Below are 15,115 nucleotides of genomic sequence, written 5' to 3' on the forward strand. Positions count from 1 at the left end.
CGGGATGCATTCTATTCGAGTCAAGACGCACTCTTCATATGAGTGCTACGTTGATCCTTTTGATAATTTACAATAATAATACCTGACGTAACCATAATTAAACCAATAAATACAAGATAAGATAACACTTCATTCAGCATAATTGATGATAAAATGACACCAAAAACAGGAACTAAGAATAAGTACATTGATACTTTTCCAACTTGGTTATATTTCATGACATTGTTCCACAGTATGAAACCTACAGATGAAAGTACCGATAAATAAACTAGCATGCCAAACGTTTTTAAATCAAAGTGGAATGGTAAAAATCCTGCTGTTAAACCACCAATTAATAACAATCCAATTGAACCGATCATCATTTGATATGCCGTTAAATAGGCAACATCCACTTTCTTTGCAGCTTCCTTAGCAAGTACATTACCATAGCCACCAAACGCCATTGCAAATAATAATAAAATCTCACCAATTCCTAAATGTAAAGATAGTGTGCCTTTTGTGATATTTACGATAATTACACCCGCAAACCCTACCGTTACACCTAGAATCTTACGCAAGTTTAAACGATCATTTTTATACATAAAATGAGCTGCTAAAAGTTGAAAAAACGAAGTAGTTCCAGCAATAATCGAGCCTTGAACTCCCGTTGAAAAACTTAATCCAATATAAAACAACACATATTGTAAAAACGTTTGAAACAAACCTACTTTTCCTACTACAAAAAAAGTATCTCGCTTAAAAGTTAATTTTCTACCAATTATCGTAAAAAATATTAAAATTAATAATGAGGCCAAAAAGAAACGATAACCCGCAAAAATCATTTGTTTCCAAATCTCATTCTTCCCAATATGCAAGTGCTCATAACTTAGCTTAATAAACGGAAATGCGCTTCCCCATAAAAAAGTTGTAATAACCGCTGATGCAATCACTCCCAAAGGATGTGTAAAAAATCTCTTTGCAGACATTGTTTCCCTCCATAAGCCTTTTTCTCTCTATAGAATACAGTTTATTCTATCATCTATAGGGCATTCCTACTATTGTTTGATTTTGAGAAAGGCCTGATGGTAAAGACAATTGTTGAAAAACTTTATATGAGGAAATTAAATTAAGATTTAATTCGCTTATACCCTAAAAAATGCGTTTTCCAATATGAGTCATTTATATTAGAAATCGTAACGCCGGTACTACTACCAGCTTGTATAAATTCATTTTTGTTTAACATAATGCCCATGTGTGATGGGCCATACGTATATGTATTTTGAAAAAATATCAAATCACCTGGCTGTGAACTTGTTACTTTTTGGAATGAAGTATTGTTGTGCCAATAACCTGATACATTTGTTCTTCCAAATGGCTTACCGTTTTCCTTAAGGACATAATAAATAAAGCCACTGCAATCAAAACCTGAAGGAGATACTCCTGCCCATTTGTAAGGAACTCCTAAAAATTGTTTTGCAAAAGAAATCATATTTTGCTCATCATATGTCGAATCATTTGAATGATCAATTTCTTTTTTAGTATATCCAGCACTAATATAACCGGTTTTTCTTTGATAGATGATCTTGTGCCAACCATTTGAAGTTGAAATAACGTCTAATTTCTGATCTTTTATCGCACTACCTATTATATTGTAATTCGTTCCCGCTCCTGAGCGAATATTAACTGTGGCTCCTGTTACAATATATTTAATCGTATTGGATACTTGTTTTTCATCTTCAATTTTTCTTTGTTTTTGAACATAAGTGCCACTTATGAAGCCAACTCTTCCTTGATAAGTAATCTTATACCAACCATTTGAGTAAGATATGACATCTAATTTAGCATTCTTATTTACGCTTCCTAAAATTCTATAATTCGTTCCTGCCCCTGAACGAATACGTACTCCGTCCCCTGTTGAGATGTAGTGATCCGCGTATGAAATGAATTCTTTAGGTTGATTTGTAATTGTACTTTCTGCATCCGCTTCTACTAAATCCATAGAATTAATACATGAAACAGATCCTATGATTGCAATCGATTGTATAAATTTTTTTTTCAAAATCTCCACCAGCTTTTTATTTTTATTTATATTTGCTATACTTTTTTGAATTTGAAATAGATAAACTAGAATTTAATGTAGTAACAAATATGTATTTAATGTGCTTACTGTATAAATATCGGTTGGATGCTTAGAATTCTTTAATGAACATTAGAAAATTTTTTAATAGAAAGAATCGTTAAAATTAAATAAGCAGACTGAATTCCTGTCTGCCCCAACCCTACCTCTATTTTCACAACTCGATCACATTCATTAAAAAATTTTTAATTTAAAAGTAAATTTTTTTCTTCACATATAAAGTAATGTGGTAATATATATTTAATAAGAATTATTTTAATTAAGAAATCTGTGAACTACACAACTAAGAGATTAAATAAATAGTAAGGTCTTATAAAATGTACGCTGCTGTCCTAGGACGGCAGCTTTCGTCGTTTTATAAGGATAGTGAATTTGATTATTTTTCTCAATTGAAAATAAGAAAGGGGTATTTATTATGGAAGCAAGTCCAAAAGTTACTACGATTCATGCTACATATGAAGCCGACCATGTGGAATCTACATCATTTCTTTCAAAACATGGAGAATTAATTGCCGCTTTAGTTTCTGGTGTATTAATTCTAATTGCTTCATTCTTTAAAAACGATAATTCAATCATGTCGATCATTTTATATGTTTTAGCATTTTGTATTGGAGGATACGCAAAGGCAAAGGAAGGTATTGAAGATACGATTGCTGAAAAGGAACTAAACGTTGAAATGCTAATGATTATTGCGGCAGTTGGTTCAGCTGCAATTGGATATTGGACTGAAGGTGCAGTACTGATTTTCATATTTGCTTTAAGTGGCGCACTTGAAACATATACGTTAAATAAAACGAATAAAGAGATTTCTTCACTATTATCTCTTCAGCCACAAACAGCAATTCGATTAGTTGATGAAGTTGAAGAAGTTGTCAGCATTAAAAGTTTAAACATTGGTGATTATATTTTAATTAAAGCTGGAGAACGTATCCCTGCTGATGGTCAGATCGTTAAAGGAGAAACATTAGTAGATGAAGCTGCTCTTACAGGTGAATCAGTTCCAGTTGTTAAAAACTTAAATGATGAAGTGTTTGCAGGAACAATCAACATTAAAGGAACGTTAGTAGTCGAAATTACGAAACATAGTGATGAGACTCTTTTCCAAAAAATCATTAATCTTGTTCAAACAGCTCAAAGTGAACAAACACCTTCTCAACAATTCATTGAAAAATTTGAAGGTGTTTATGTTAAAGGAGTATTAATTGCTGTATTATTCATGATGTTTTTACCGCATTTCGCATTAGATTGGTCATGGACAACAACATTTTATCGAGCAATGATTTTACTAGTTGTTGCATCACCTTGTGCATTAGTAGCATCGATTACACCAGCTGTTTTATCTGCAATCTCGAATGGAGCAAAGTCCGGAATTCTTGTAAAAGGTGGTATTCATTTAGAGCGATTAGGTGTATTAAAAGCAATTGCATTCGATAAAACTGGTACGTTAACGATTGGTAAGCCAGAGGTAACTGGTTTTGAGAAAATAGAAGATTTTGATCGTACAGAGTTATTATCGATCGTTGCTTCAATTGAAAGATACTCAACTCATCCGCTAGCTTCAGCAATTGTTGAATACGCTACGAAACAAGGAATCACAGTATCTTCGTCATTTGAACAAATTGATGACCACCCTGGTTTCGGTGTTTCAGCAATTTTAAATGGTTCTGAGTATAGAGTAGGTAAAAAAGAATTCGTAACAATGAAACAAAATCCACTCATTCATTTTGAACAACAATGGGAACAAGAAGGAAATACAATTGTTTATGTAGGTACTCAAGATAAAGTTGTTGCGATTTTCTCATTAAAAGATTTAGTTCGTAACGAATCAAAGCAAGCCTTATCTACTTTAAATAAATTAGGTGTTCAAACAGTCATGATTACAGGTGACTCAGAACAAACGGCGAAAGCAATTGCTGCCGAAAGTGAAATCAATGAATACTTTGCATCTTGCTTACCGGATGAAAAAGTTTCGATTGTTAAAAAGCTAAAAGACAACTACGGTCAAGTGGCAATGGTTGGTGATGGTATAAACGATGCCCCTGCTCTAGCAACTGCAAATGTAGGTATTGCAATGGGTGGCGGAACTGGAGTTGCTTTAGAAACTGCAGATGTCGTTTTGATGAAAAATGACTTAACAAAAATATCAAAAGCAATCACTTTATCTAAACGCATGAACAAGATCGTAAAACAAAATATTATCTTTTCACTAAGCGTAATCGCATTCCTGATCTGCTCGAATTTCCTACAAATCATTGATTTACCTTATGGAGTAATCGGTCACGAAGGAAGCACAATTTTAGTTATTCTTAACTCATTAAGATTATTAAGAGATTAAAAAAAAGCATCGTACAAAATTGTACGATGCTTTTTTCTTCTAAACTGAACTATCATGAGCTTTTTTAGCAGGAAAAGTGACTATTCTAGTCAGTTTAAAAATTAATGGTAATCATTATGTCCGTTTGCAGAACCGCTAGTTTTGCCCTTTGGATGAGAGCTACTTTTTTGTTTCTTATTTGATTTATCATTATGGTTTTTCTTATTATTACTCATTTTAAAGTTCCTCCCTTTTTGAAGTCTTTTTTAGTTTACCTCACTAAAATAAGACTACTCATGGAAGAAAACTCCATTATATTATAGAAGAAACTATTTTGGATTTGGATTATTAGGGTCAATTAATTTTGGTTTTGCTTTGTGCTTACCATACTGTCTTTGCTTTATTAAAGCATTAAGCTCTCCACCAATAATCACAACCATTGCCGAAATAAAAAACCAAATCATCAAAACAATAATCCCACCTAAACTACCGTAATGACTTGTGTAATTACCAAAGTTATCAACGTAAAAAGCAAATCCAAAAGAAGAAATGATCCATCCAAATGTTGCAAATAGTGAACCAAAAAACACCTTTTTAATGTGAACTACTTTACTCGGTCCAATGGAATATAGAACAGTAAATACAATCATTAGAATCACAAAGCTTAGTGACCAACGAATTAAGCTCCAAGTGTATAAGAAATCCTGAGATATATCTAAAAATTGAAATACAGACTTAGCAATCACTTTTCCGAACACTGGTATTAATAATGCAAACACAATCACAAAAATCATAATAATTGTTAAAAGAATTGAAACTCCTCTTGTGACAAAGTAATTTCGTTTATCCTCTACATCATACGCATCATTAAGTGCTCGGATGATTGCATTAATCCCATTGGACGCAGCCCAAATAGTCGCAATTAACCCTACTGATAATACTCCACCATGTGATTGTCCGATTATTAACTGCAAGTTACTTCGTATAATAGCCATGGCATCTGGCGGCGCATATTGACTCAAGAATGACAATATTTGATCAGTAGAAAGTGGTAAATAGGTTACGACTTGAGTTAGAACAAGTAGAAATGGAAAAAGAGATAGCATTAAGTAATATGCTAGCTCCGCTGAACGAGATACTATTTCGTCTTCCATACACTTTTTCACTAAATCCCAAACAAATGCTACAATAGAATTCTTTTTCTTAATCAAATTGACACCTTCAATTGTTATTCTTTAGATGTATTACCTGCCAATAAAATTGATTCTACTTTCTCTTGTACTTCATCTGCATTTTCATCAGTTAAATCTTCAATACCTTCTAGAGTAGCTTCTAACTGCTCGTCAGTTTCAGAAGATTCATTTTCATGGTTTACTTCTAGTGAAGTCGCTGAAATTTGCGATTTGCCTTCTTCTAAATCGATTGAATCTTCAATTTTCGCTTCTACAGCTTCAACTGCTTTTTCTGATACTTTAGAAGAGCCTTTATCAAACTTATTTAATGTTGAATCTTTAATTTCGATCCATTTATCTTTTACAAGCTGTACATTGCCTTCTAATTTCTCAACTGAGCTTTGTACTACTCTCAATTGATTTCGAACAGCACCTTTTACGATTTCTGGATCTTCTTTAATTTGATTTAATTTGTTTGTTACGCTTCTTCCTTTACGTGAGATTTTCTCACGATTTTCCTTGTTAAGTAGAGTAACCCCTGCACCAATTGCGACTCCGACTAGAATATTGCGTAAAGCTTTGTTACGTTTTGACATTCTACATCCTCCTCTAAACTGTTAATTGGTGTTGCTTTAAAATATGCTGAAGTAAATGAGAGCATCCTTCTGTAACGATGTCATATACTTCATTAAAATTACCCGTATAATATGGATCAGGCACTTCCTTCCACATTGATGCTGGAACATAATCTGAAAGTAGTGAAATCTCTCCTATACAATTATTTCTTGCTAAATTCATTAAATCCTCTTTATTCTGTGCATCCATAGCAACAATATAACTAAAATATTTAAAGTCATTATCTGTCACTTTTCGAGCTTTCATACCTTCGCAGGTTATACCTTTTTCACTCAATAAACCTTGTGTTCCCTTATGTGGAGGGTGACCTAAATGCCAATCTCCAGTACCAGCTGAGTCTATCATAAATTGTTTATCTAACCCTTTTTCTGTCACTAAATGACGAAAAACAGCCTCAGCCATTGGCGATCGACAAATGTTACCTAAACAGACAAATAATACTTGAATCATCTCAATGTCTCCTTCAAATTATTTACACTTTCTGCCAAAATTTAGCTGTTTCTTCCGTATTCATTCTACACGGTAAATTTTAAAATGAAAAGCAAGCCATTGTGAATAATTTATGACCAATATAAATAAGATAAAAGTTATAATGCTTATTTTTTACATAATAGCTATGATTACACTCGTTTTTTTAAAATAATTTAAATAATTATCTAAAAAGTTAGCTCTGTTAATGTGTTTTGCGATTCTTACATAGATTCCATTAACAGAAGCCAAATTTTTTTAATTTTTATGGATAAATTAATTGTATTTTTATATCACCTTGACTATATTTAGTAAAGACAACTAAATGTAAGCTAAAACCACAAGGGGAGCCATTTGGCTGAGAGTGAATAGATTAGCTATTCTTACCCTCTGAACCTGTTAGTTAGTACTAACGTAGGGATGTGGCACGATGAAAAGCAACGCCGGGATCATCATGCTACCCAGTATTGCTTTTTTTATTTATTCCTACTGAAATCTCCCTAGTTCGAAATGTGGAAGCGGCTCGCTTTTGGCCCGACAAGCATAAGGCAAAGACAGAGGAAGATTGCTTTTTATCTTCACACTTTGACTTATGACCTCGAATGGCAAGGTGCTGGAACTAGACATTACAAATGTGTGCGACTAGTTGCTTAATCATCATTACTTACAAAATGTTTCACTACATAAGTTGTCCACTAGATAAAGGGGGAAATATATATATGAAGACATCAAAGATTCAATTAATGACAGAAATAGCGATGTGTGCAGCACTTGCAATCGTTTTTGATTTTTTACCATTATTTACTGCACCTCAAGGCGGCTCTGTATCATTATCAATGATTCCAGTTTTTCTAATTGCTTTTCGTTGGGGATTAAAACAAGGATTAATTACTGGCCTATTATTAGCAGCACTGCAAATCGTTACAAAACTATATTTTGTCCATCCAATCCAAGTATTTTTAGACTATATTGTAGCATTTACAAGTCTGGGGTTAGCTGGTCTTGTCTATAAACAAATTAAAAATAGTTTAGCAAATGGCAATAAAAAAAGTGCAGCAGCTTATATTATATTAGGAACTTTTATCGGCTCGTTAGCTCGTTTCATCTGCCATTTTATTGCTGGAATTGTGTTCTACGGTTCTTACGCTCCAAAAGGAACTCCAGTTTCACTTTATTCATTAGTATATAATGCTTGGTACATGGTTCCTTCCTTTATTATTAGTGCAGTTCTTTTAATCATTTTACTTTCTTCTGCGCCAGTTCTTGTTCATGTTAAAAAGAATCGAAATCAAGCAGCTTAATCTAAAAAGAAAACAAAACCCCTTAGAGTAGAATTTATCATTACTCCAAGGGGTTCTCTTTTTCTATTGAAGTGTTTTTTTATATTAAAGTGGTGTATCTGATAATGTCCATGTTAGTGACGTCTTATATTGTGCATCTGCTACTTTATAAGCTGCTCCTGGCACAAAAAGTGTAATACTAGTTGCACCTTCTGCTTTATTCTGTCCATATGCAATCGTCCATGTACCGTGTCCTTTACCTTGATCCGCAAAAGCTACATCTTGAGGAGCTCCATTTGGATCTAATATAACTGTATTTGCTTCTGGTTTATATTGAACAGCAGTGGACGAATTTAAAAATGGATTCGTTAATTTTAATTCTGCACCTGTTAACTCATTACTCCCACTCTTGAATTGACCATTTTGTTGAACTGTCAATTTCCATCCTGTATTCGTTCTACGCTGGTCAGTTACTTGAATAAAGTTTGGTACTTGAATAATCGAATCATTTGAAGCTTGCTTTACTGAATCTAATTGTGCAGTATAAACTTTATTCTGACCCGAAATTTCCTGCTCACCAAAACGGAAGTTTGATATATAGTCAATACTCAATGCACTCTTTGTTCCCGGCTCATGAGGATCTTCAGGATCAGTTGGATTGACTGGTCCAACAGGATTTGTTGGGTCTGTTGGGTCGACCGGATTTTTTGATTCTGCCGTTACTGTAATATTTGATTCTGCACTCGTATTCCCTGCTACATCGGTTGCAGTTACACTCACTATATCGCCAGCGAATAGTGTCTTCGGTGCTACTGCTACCGAGTACGAACCATCTTCTCCAGCTGTCGTAGTGATAATTGATTGATCTTGTAATTTAATTTTTACAGTACTATTCGTTTCTGCTGTACCAGTTATACTTGTACTAACGTCCGTAATTAGGTTAACCACTGGAGGAAGAATAGTTTTGTCAACTGTAAAGTTAATATCCTTTTTATTACCAGCATGATCAGTAATCACTAAGTTATGTGCGCCATCTGCTGGATTGACTTCCCCAGTAGTAATACTTATACCATCTAGAAATGCTGTATTTATCCCACTTAAATTGTCGCTAAAAATAATGTTTTCTGCGGTATTATTGTTATATAATCGTCCTTCAACATAATTGGTAATAGGTGCCTCTTTATCTATTCTCACCGTTAACCTTGAACCTTGGTCTGTTACTGGATTACTTTGATTCCCAGAATCATCCTTCACTCGTACTTGAATATTCGTTATGCCTTCGTTTGTAACTGTATAGTCAACGCCTGTTTTAGTGCTGTTACCTAAACCATCTTTACTCCAAGTAGTACCATTATCTGTTGAAACTTCGTACGTTGTTGGATCAATTCCATTATCATCATTTGCTGTAAAATGAATCGTTGTATTTTGATTTGTCCATGACGTACCACCTGTATACCCTTCTGGAATGGTAATATTTGCAGCCGTTATTTTTGGTGCCTCCGAATCTAATAAAGTTACAGAAACATTTTTAACTTTAAAGATTGAATAGCCATCATTAGGACCTGAGCTATAATCCTCAAAACTAATAACAAAATTAGATTCAGTTCCCATCGCAGTGAAAGTAGTGGTTGCTTCTAGAGGCCCTGTGTATTCTCTTAATCCTCTGTCAGTTAAATTGGTGGATGTTTCTCTATCAGTTACAAACCAGTCGTATCTTAGTTTGTTAATGGTATTTTCAATAAGATTAAAAGACAACTTAACAGTATATGTTTTTCCTGGAATTGTTTTAACTCGTTGTCTCATGGCTATAAACTCTTGAGATGGAGTAGTATTCATTAGTTTTAATAAAATTCCATCACCAGAAGGTTGAACATAGGCTTTTGATTTAGGGCTACCAGATACTTTATACCAACCGTTTTCTTCTACCAAATCAAACATATAGGGTTCAGGAGGCTGTCCCTCATTAAAATACCCCATAAATGCCCAGTTTGGAATAGTAGTGGTTTGATGATCAAAATTAAATGTATGGTTTTCTACTATATTTGGAAGTGTTGCTGCTTCAGCAATGTTATTTTTGAACGGTCCTTGTAAATCGGCTGATTTTGGTAGAATACCACTCACCATCACTCCAAAAATAGAAGCAAAAACAGTTGCTTTAATAAGACTTTTTCTTTTTCTAACCAATCTATTTCTTCCTCTCAAATTTAATCGTATTTCATTTATCTCGATTTTTTTTTATTCTCCTTCTAAGTAAAAAGAACGCAAATATAAAAAGTAAAAAAAGTAATAGCATACCGCCTATCGTCCACATTGTATTATCTTTTTCCATCTCTACTGCAGAAGTGTTAAGTTTTTTAGCTGTATTGTCCTTAATGGTGAAGGTTCTTGTCCATTCCCAAGTTTCGTTACCATCTGTAGCTTTCATTTCTAAACGGTACTTACCTGGTTCAAACGCTTTGTTATCCCAATTAATTGCATAATCAAAGTTTGAATTAGGAGCCATTCTTAAATTTTCTTTTTTTGTTTGATGAAGGACATTTACTCCTTTTTCCTTATAGACTTTTGCATCTACGCTTAAATTCTTTAACATAGCTCGCTTTATATTTTGCAAGTTAGCAATAACAACATTACGTGCATTGATTTGCATTGGTTTAATTTCATTTAATTTTAGATCTGGCTTGATTTCTTTATCGGTTTCTCTTAAAACAACACCAATAACATAAGCATATTTATTATTAATTTGAACGCTTTCATCTTCTTTTTCTGCTTGTCCTTCGTCTTCTTTCTCACTGAAATGGAGTCCACCCAATATGACACCATCGAATTGCTGCTTTGGCATCTCAATCGTAATCTCTACTGTTTTTTCACTTCTTGCTGGAATTTTCGTCTCTTTATTTACTTTAGTTATATTAGCGAATTGGATTTCTAATGTATTGTCCACTTTTGGATTTGAAATACTGTAATCTGCAATACCGCTACTATTTGTAATAGCTGAATTGGCGCTTGTTTGAATCGTTACACTTTTATCTTTGGCATTCTTTATTTGAACTTTTAGGATTTGTTTTTGGCCAGGTTTCATTTTCAAATCGAAATAAGTTTTGCTCGGATCAATCTGATTAGTTGGAATAACAGGCGATACTGCAAAATTAATTTCAGCTGCACTTGCATGAAAATTATTAATATTAATTAGAAATAAAATAATCATAAATTTTTTTAGTACATTCATAGATAGCTCCTTTTTTTGATATTGACTAAAAAATTTCATGTAGATTAGGTTCCTGTTATTTAGTTTCTTTATATTTATTTGCAATACATAAATTGAGTCGATTTAGCTGTCATTTATTTTTGAAAATCACATCAAAGCCTCCAACTTTGATTCTTCATTGAACTCACAGTTAAATATGTGAAAAATGTAACATGATTATATTTAATCGTTCAACGACATTTTTTACCTATGTCAACGGTAATCGGGTTAAGTTTTAACTTGTTTTTTGTTTAGGTAGTTCTTCTTAATATTTTAGGTGTAACTGCTACAAATGGTGATGTCACTTGCTTTTAGTTAAATCAATCCAACCAAATAGTAAAAACAATCTATCCACATTTTAAATATGCATTTAAATTTTGAACACTTTGTGAATTTTGGTTATCTGTCCTTTTCTTCAATCATATATATGAATACAGAAAAGTTTCGAAGGGGGTTTTAACATTGGTCTATGATGTAATCATCTTTTTCTTTTACTTTATTATTCTTTTAGGTATGATTGGTTCATTTTTCTTAGTATTAAAAAATGCATTTAATGTAGATGATGCTTTAAGAATTGACCCAAAGCCTTCCCTTCCTGAAGAGAGCGTACATTCATAGCTAAAATAACCTCATCTAACTAGATGAGGTTTTTTTGTTTTTTCCTTACATATAATCCTGTTTTGAGTAAGGGATTTTCGTCTATATGTTTTTTAATTACTGATCATCTTTTCTTAATGTAAGTAAGAATCCTATCTCCATCCAAACTTCTAATAAGATGAATTTTTTTATTTCAATATAAAGCTATTTACAATTTAACGTTAATTTTACTAATTGTTGTCTTAGCTATCAAATATTACCATGACTATTTTTACTCAATATCAGTTAAGATGGTTTATATGGTTTTTTAATCTTTTACATCATTTAGAGGAGGGATTTTAATGGATACATCATCCATCTCAAAAACGACTGTTGATGTGCTAAATAAGCAAATAGCAGACTGGAATATCCTATTTGTAAAGTTACATAACTATCATTGGTATGTAAAAGGTCCAAATTTTTTCACTCTACACACTAAATTTGAGGAATTTTACAATGAGGCAAGTTTACATATTGATGAGCTAGCAGAGCGAGTGTTAATAATTGGTGGAAAACCACTAGCTACAATGAGAGAGTATCTTGATACTTCAAGCCTTAAAGAAGCAAATAAGAATATTACTTCTGATGAAATGGTCCAGGATATTACTAAGGACTATAATTATTTAATTGAAGAATTAAAAGATGGTATGGAAATTGCAGAGTCTGAAAATGATTCAGTTACTCATGATTTACTATTAGCCATCCGAGAACAACTTGCAAAGCATGTTTGGATGTTAACAGCCTACTTAAATTGAGTTAAGACTTAAGATTAAATTAAGAAAAGCAGTGTAAAATAAAATGGATTATTCATCCTTTTATCTTTATACTGCTTTTTTTCTTTCCTAATTTATCTAAAATTAAAGTTTAGTAGACATCTATTTTTTAAAGTAATTCTTATTTTTTCGTGTAAAAACAGGTATTTTGAACTAGGAACATCAAACTACAAATTGTACATCGAAAATATATTTTCCACTAAATTATTTCAATTTCCGACAAAAACCTTTTTCTTTCTCCTTTATTTTCAAACACATCTTTTTATCTACTCTTCAAACCATTTTGGAAACGTTTTCATTTTGTGTTTTCCTTACTCTCCCTTATTTTATTTAATCTATCAACCTTTCTATCGAATCATAGTGACATTTTTTCCCTATTAATTTACTAGTTAATCCGAATTATGAATGAATCTTAGTCAAAAAGGACTATATATTACAGAAAATGTTTTCATATTGAAACATTCGCGTAATAATATTATACTTATGAAAATTCAAAATATATCAACAATTTCGCTCATGAAATCTCGAAAGGAGACACGAAATGTCAAAACCTCTTTTGGAAATCGAACATTTAACGACATCGTTTCGTATAAACAACCAATACTATCCTGCTGTGGATGATGTATCACTGACTGTCCATGAAAATGAAGTTCTTGCAATTGTGGGTGAATCAGGCTGCGGTAAAAGTGCTCTAGCCCTATCAATCCTAGGACTACATTCAAATAATCGTACAAAAATGAATGGATCGATCTCTTACAAGGGTACAAATTTACTAACACTAAATGATAGTAAGTTAAATAAAATTCGAGGCAAGGAAATCGGAATGATTTTCCAAGAACCTCTTACTGCTCTAAATCCTTTAATGACGATTGGTAAACAAATTGAAGAAAATTTAGATTTTCATACTGATCTTTCACGCTCAAAAAAAAAGGAGCGTGCATTAGAGTTATTAGATCAAGTTGGAATTCCGAAACCAGAGGTTACTTACAAACAGTACCCACATGAATTATCTGGTGGTATGAGACAACGTGCTATGATCTCAATTGCCATTGCATGTAACCCATCGTTCATTATTGCAGACGAGCCAACTACTGCTTTAGATGTAACGATACAAGCTCAAATATTAGATTTATTAAAAGAAATACAAAAGAAAACGAAACTAGGCATCATTTTAATTACGCATGACTTAAGTGTTGTTGCCGAAGTAGCAGACCGTGTTGCTGTTATGTATGCTGGACAAATTATTGAGACTGGTTCAGTAGAAGAAATACTAAATAATCCTTTACACCCATATACGCGATCACTATTAAACTCTATTCCTACTACTCATTCAAAAAATCAAAGACTTCATATTATTGAAGGTACAGTTCCACCACTAGACAAACTACCTAGAACAGGCTGCCGATTCAGCCATCGTATTCCTTGGATTCAAAATTATGCTCATGAAAATCAACCTATCTTGCACGAAGTTACACCAAATCATTATGTACGTTGTTCTTGTTATAAGCATTTCCATTTCAAGAACGAGAAAGGAGCACCGATCATAAATGTCTCTATTAAAGGTTGATAACTTAAAAGTACATTACCCTATTCGTGGTGGTATTTTTCGAACAGTTGTAGATCATGTTCGAGCTGTTGATGGAATTTCATTTGAACTAAACGAAGGCGAAACATATGGCCTAATTGGAGAATCAGGTAGTGGAAAATCTACTGCAGGTAAGGCAATTCTTCAATTAACACAGGCCACTAATGGAAGTATTAAGTTTTTAGACAATGACTTAATAAAGCTAAATAAAAAGCAATTACGAGCATTTCGCCAAGAGATTCAAATGATATTTCAAGACCCATACTCTTCTTTAAATCCTAAAAAGAGAATTATTGATTTGGTTGCAGAACCGCTAAGAAACTATGAAACTTTAACTGCTGAAGAAGAACGTGAAAGAGTACTTTACTACCTGAATAAAGTTGGATTATCCCCAGAATCACTATATAAGTATCCACATGAATTTTCTGGTGGTCAACGTCAACGAATAGGGATTGCTAGAGCTTTAACTTTACAACCTAAGTTAATTGTTGCAGATGAGCCTGTTTCCGCTTTGGATGTTTCAGTACAAGCACAAGTACTAAATTTCTTACAAGATTTACAAGAAGAATTCAAACTAACTTATTTATTTATCGGGCATGACTTAGGCGTTATTCGCCATTTATGTGATCGAATTGGTGTTATGTATAGAGGAAGACTTGTTGAAGAAGGTACTACTGAAGATATCTTAAACAACCCACAACATATATACACTAAACGTTTAATTGCGGCAATACCAGATATTCGTCCAGAAGTTCGAGAAGAAAAAATTAAAGAAAGACAAGAAGTTAGAAAAGAATATCAACAAAATGCTTCTTCTTACTTTGATGAAAATGGTCGACCATTTGATTTAAAACCAATCTCAGATACTCATCGAGTAGCATTACCTTAGAA

At 33.0% G+C, this 15,115-nt stretch carries 13 protein-coding genes and 1 riboswitch; of the genes, 6 read left to right on the forward strand and 7 right to left on the reverse strand.

The genetic code is table 11. The features are described 5' to 3' along the window. Positions 1–20: 20 nt before the first annotated feature. Together ABEY15_RS04150 and ABEY15_RS04155 are read right to left on the reverse strand one after the other, a co-directional pair. The gene (locus ABEY15_RS04150) at positions 21–965 is read right to left on the reverse strand and encodes a DMT family transporter (RefSeq protein WP_025568574.1); all 945 of its coding nucleotides are present in this window, start codon (positions 963–965) and stop codon (positions 21–23) included. Between the two features lie 140 nt (positions 966–1,105). Then, positions 1,106–2,038, reverse strand: coding sequence for an SH3 domain-containing protein (locus ABEY15_RS04155; RefSeq protein ID WP_429888634.1), 933 nt, complete (start codon positions 2,036–2,038; stop codon positions 1,106–1,108). A gap of 493 nt (positions 2,039–2,531) precedes the next feature. On the opposite strand from ABEY15_RS04155, the gene ABEY15_RS04160 reads away from it, so the two are divergent. Continuing rightward, positions 2,532–4,451: a heavy metal translocating P-type ATPase gene (locus ABEY15_RS04160; RefSeq protein WP_429888635.1), complete on the forward strand. Its 1,920-nt coding sequence runs from the start codon at positions 2,532–2,534 to the stop codon at positions 4,449–4,451. 308 nt (positions 4,452–4,759) lie between these two features. Here the strand turns inward: ABEY15_RS04160 and ABEY15_RS04165 are convergent, their stop codons facing one another. Genes ABEY15_RS04165 through ABEY15_RS04175 form a run of 3 tightly spaced genes read right to left on the reverse strand, consistent with a single transcriptional unit; the run spans position 4,760 to position 6,688 of the window. After that, positions 4,760–5,641, reverse strand: coding sequence for a YihY/virulence factor BrkB family protein (locus ABEY15_RS04165; RefSeq protein ID WP_254664549.1), 882 nt, complete (start codon positions 5,639–5,641; stop codon positions 4,760–4,762). Positions 5,642–5,658: 17 nt separating this feature from the next. Beyond that, on the reverse strand, positions 5,659–6,198 hold the full coding sequence (locus ABEY15_RS04170; RefSeq protein ID WP_069032751.1) for a hypothetical protein: 540 nt from the start codon (positions 6,196–6,198) through the stop codon (positions 5,659–5,661). 13 nt (positions 6,199–6,211) lie between these two features. After that, positions 6,212–6,688 carry a low molecular weight protein-tyrosine-phosphatase gene (locus ABEY15_RS04175; protein WP_429888636.1) on the reverse strand — a complete coding sequence of 159 codons (477 nt, stop codon included), beginning with the start codon at positions 6,686–6,688 and terminating at the stop codon, positions 6,212–6,214. A 351-nt stretch (positions 6,689–7,039) separates the two neighbouring features. Beyond that, a riboswitch (TPP riboswitch) is annotated at positions 7,040–7,144 on the forward strand. Between the two features lie 281 nt (positions 7,145–7,425). Here ABEY15_RS04175 and thiT point away from each other — a divergent pair. Then, entirely contained in the window at positions 7,426–8,007 is a 582-nt protein-coding gene (gene thiT / locus ABEY15_RS04180; RefSeq protein ID WP_429888637.1) for an energy-coupled thiamine transporter ThiT, read from the forward strand. Positions 8,008–8,091: 84 nt separating this feature from the next. Here the strand turns inward: thiT and ABEY15_RS04185 are convergent, their stop codons facing one another. Beyond that, entirely contained in the window at positions 8,092–10,170 is a 2,079-nt protein-coding gene (locus ABEY15_RS04185) for a WxL domain-containing protein (protein WP_429888638.1), read from the reverse strand. A 31-nt stretch (positions 10,171–10,201) separates the two neighbouring features. Continuing rightward, positions 10,202–11,212 (reverse strand): DUF916 and DUF3324 domain-containing protein, encoded by a 1,011-nt coding sequence (locus tag ABEY15_RS04190; protein WP_429888639.1) that lies wholly within the window; start codon positions 11,210–11,212, stop codon positions 10,202–10,204. Between the two features lie 480 nt (positions 11,213–11,692). On the opposite strand from ABEY15_RS04190, the gene ABEY15_RS04195 reads away from it, so the two are divergent. The 4 genes from ABEY15_RS04195 (at position 11,693) to ABEY15_RS04210 (ending at position 15,113) form a co-directional block, all read left to right on the forward strand. Next, entirely contained in the window at positions 11,693–11,848 is a 156-nt protein-coding gene (locus tag ABEY15_RS04195; RefSeq protein ID WP_429888640.1) for a hypothetical protein, read from the forward strand. A gap of 320 nt (positions 11,849–12,168) precedes the next feature. Further along, positions 12,169–12,621, forward strand: coding sequence for a Dps family protein (locus ABEY15_RS04200; RefSeq protein ID WP_335478994.1), 453 nt, complete (start codon positions 12,169–12,171; stop codon positions 12,619–12,621). Between the two features lie 559 nt (positions 12,622–13,180). Beyond that, complete coding sequence (locus ABEY15_RS04205; protein WP_429888641.1) at positions 13,181–14,206, forward strand: ABC transporter ATP-binding protein; 1,026 nt, start codon at positions 13,181–13,183, stop codon at positions 14,204–14,206. Next, a complete protein-coding gene (locus tag ABEY15_RS04210; protein ID WP_429888643.1) occupies positions 14,187–15,113 on the forward strand; it encodes an ABC transporter ATP-binding protein in 927 nt (308 codons plus the stop codon). Before ABEY15_RS04205 ends, ABEY15_RS04210 begins: the two co-directional genes overlap by 20 nt. Positions 15,114–15,115 lie beyond the last annotated feature (2 nt).

Source organism: Gottfriedia acidiceleris (genome assembly GCF_050457485.1).
In the GTDB taxonomy this organism is placed as follows: domain Bacteria; phylum Bacillota; class Bacilli; order Bacillales; family Bacillaceae_G; genus Gottfriedia; species Gottfriedia acidiceleris_D.

Bases quoted from the DNA above. Each gene is read 5' to 3' on its own strand.
- ABEY15_RS04210 (WP_429888643.1), top strand. From the start codon at position 14,187: ATGTCTCTATTAAAGGTTGATAACTTAAAAGTACATTACCCTATTCGT.
- ABEY15_RS04190 (WP_429888639.1), bottom strand. From the start codon at position 11,212: ATGAATGTACTAAAAAAATTTATGATTATTTTATTTCTAATTAATATT.
- ABEY15_RS04205 (WP_429888641.1), top strand. From the start codon at position 13,181: ATGTCAAAACCTCTTTTGGAAATCGAACATTTAACGACATCGTTTCGT.
- ABEY15_RS04160 (WP_429888635.1), top strand. From the start codon at position 2,532: ATGGAAGCAAGTCCAAAAGTTACTACGATTCATGCTACATATGAAGCC.
- ABEY15_RS04200 (WP_335478994.1), top strand. From the start codon at position 12,169: ATGGATACATCATCCATCTCAAAAACGACTGTTGATGTGCTAAATAAG.
- ABEY15_RS04150 (WP_025568574.1), bottom strand. From the start codon at position 965: ATGTCTGCAAAGAGATTTTTTACACATCCTTTGGGAGTGATTGCATCA.
- thiT (WP_429888637.1), top strand. From the start codon at position 7,426: ATGAAGACATCAAAGATTCAATTAATGACAGAAATAGCGATGTGTGCA.
- ABEY15_RS04175 (WP_429888636.1), bottom strand. From the start codon at position 6,688: ATGATTCAAGTATTATTTGTCTGTTTAGGTAACATTTGTCGATCGCCA.
- ABEY15_RS04170 (WP_069032751.1), bottom strand. From the start codon at position 6,198: ATGTCAAAACGTAACAAAGCTTTACGCAATATTCTAGTCGGAGTCGCA.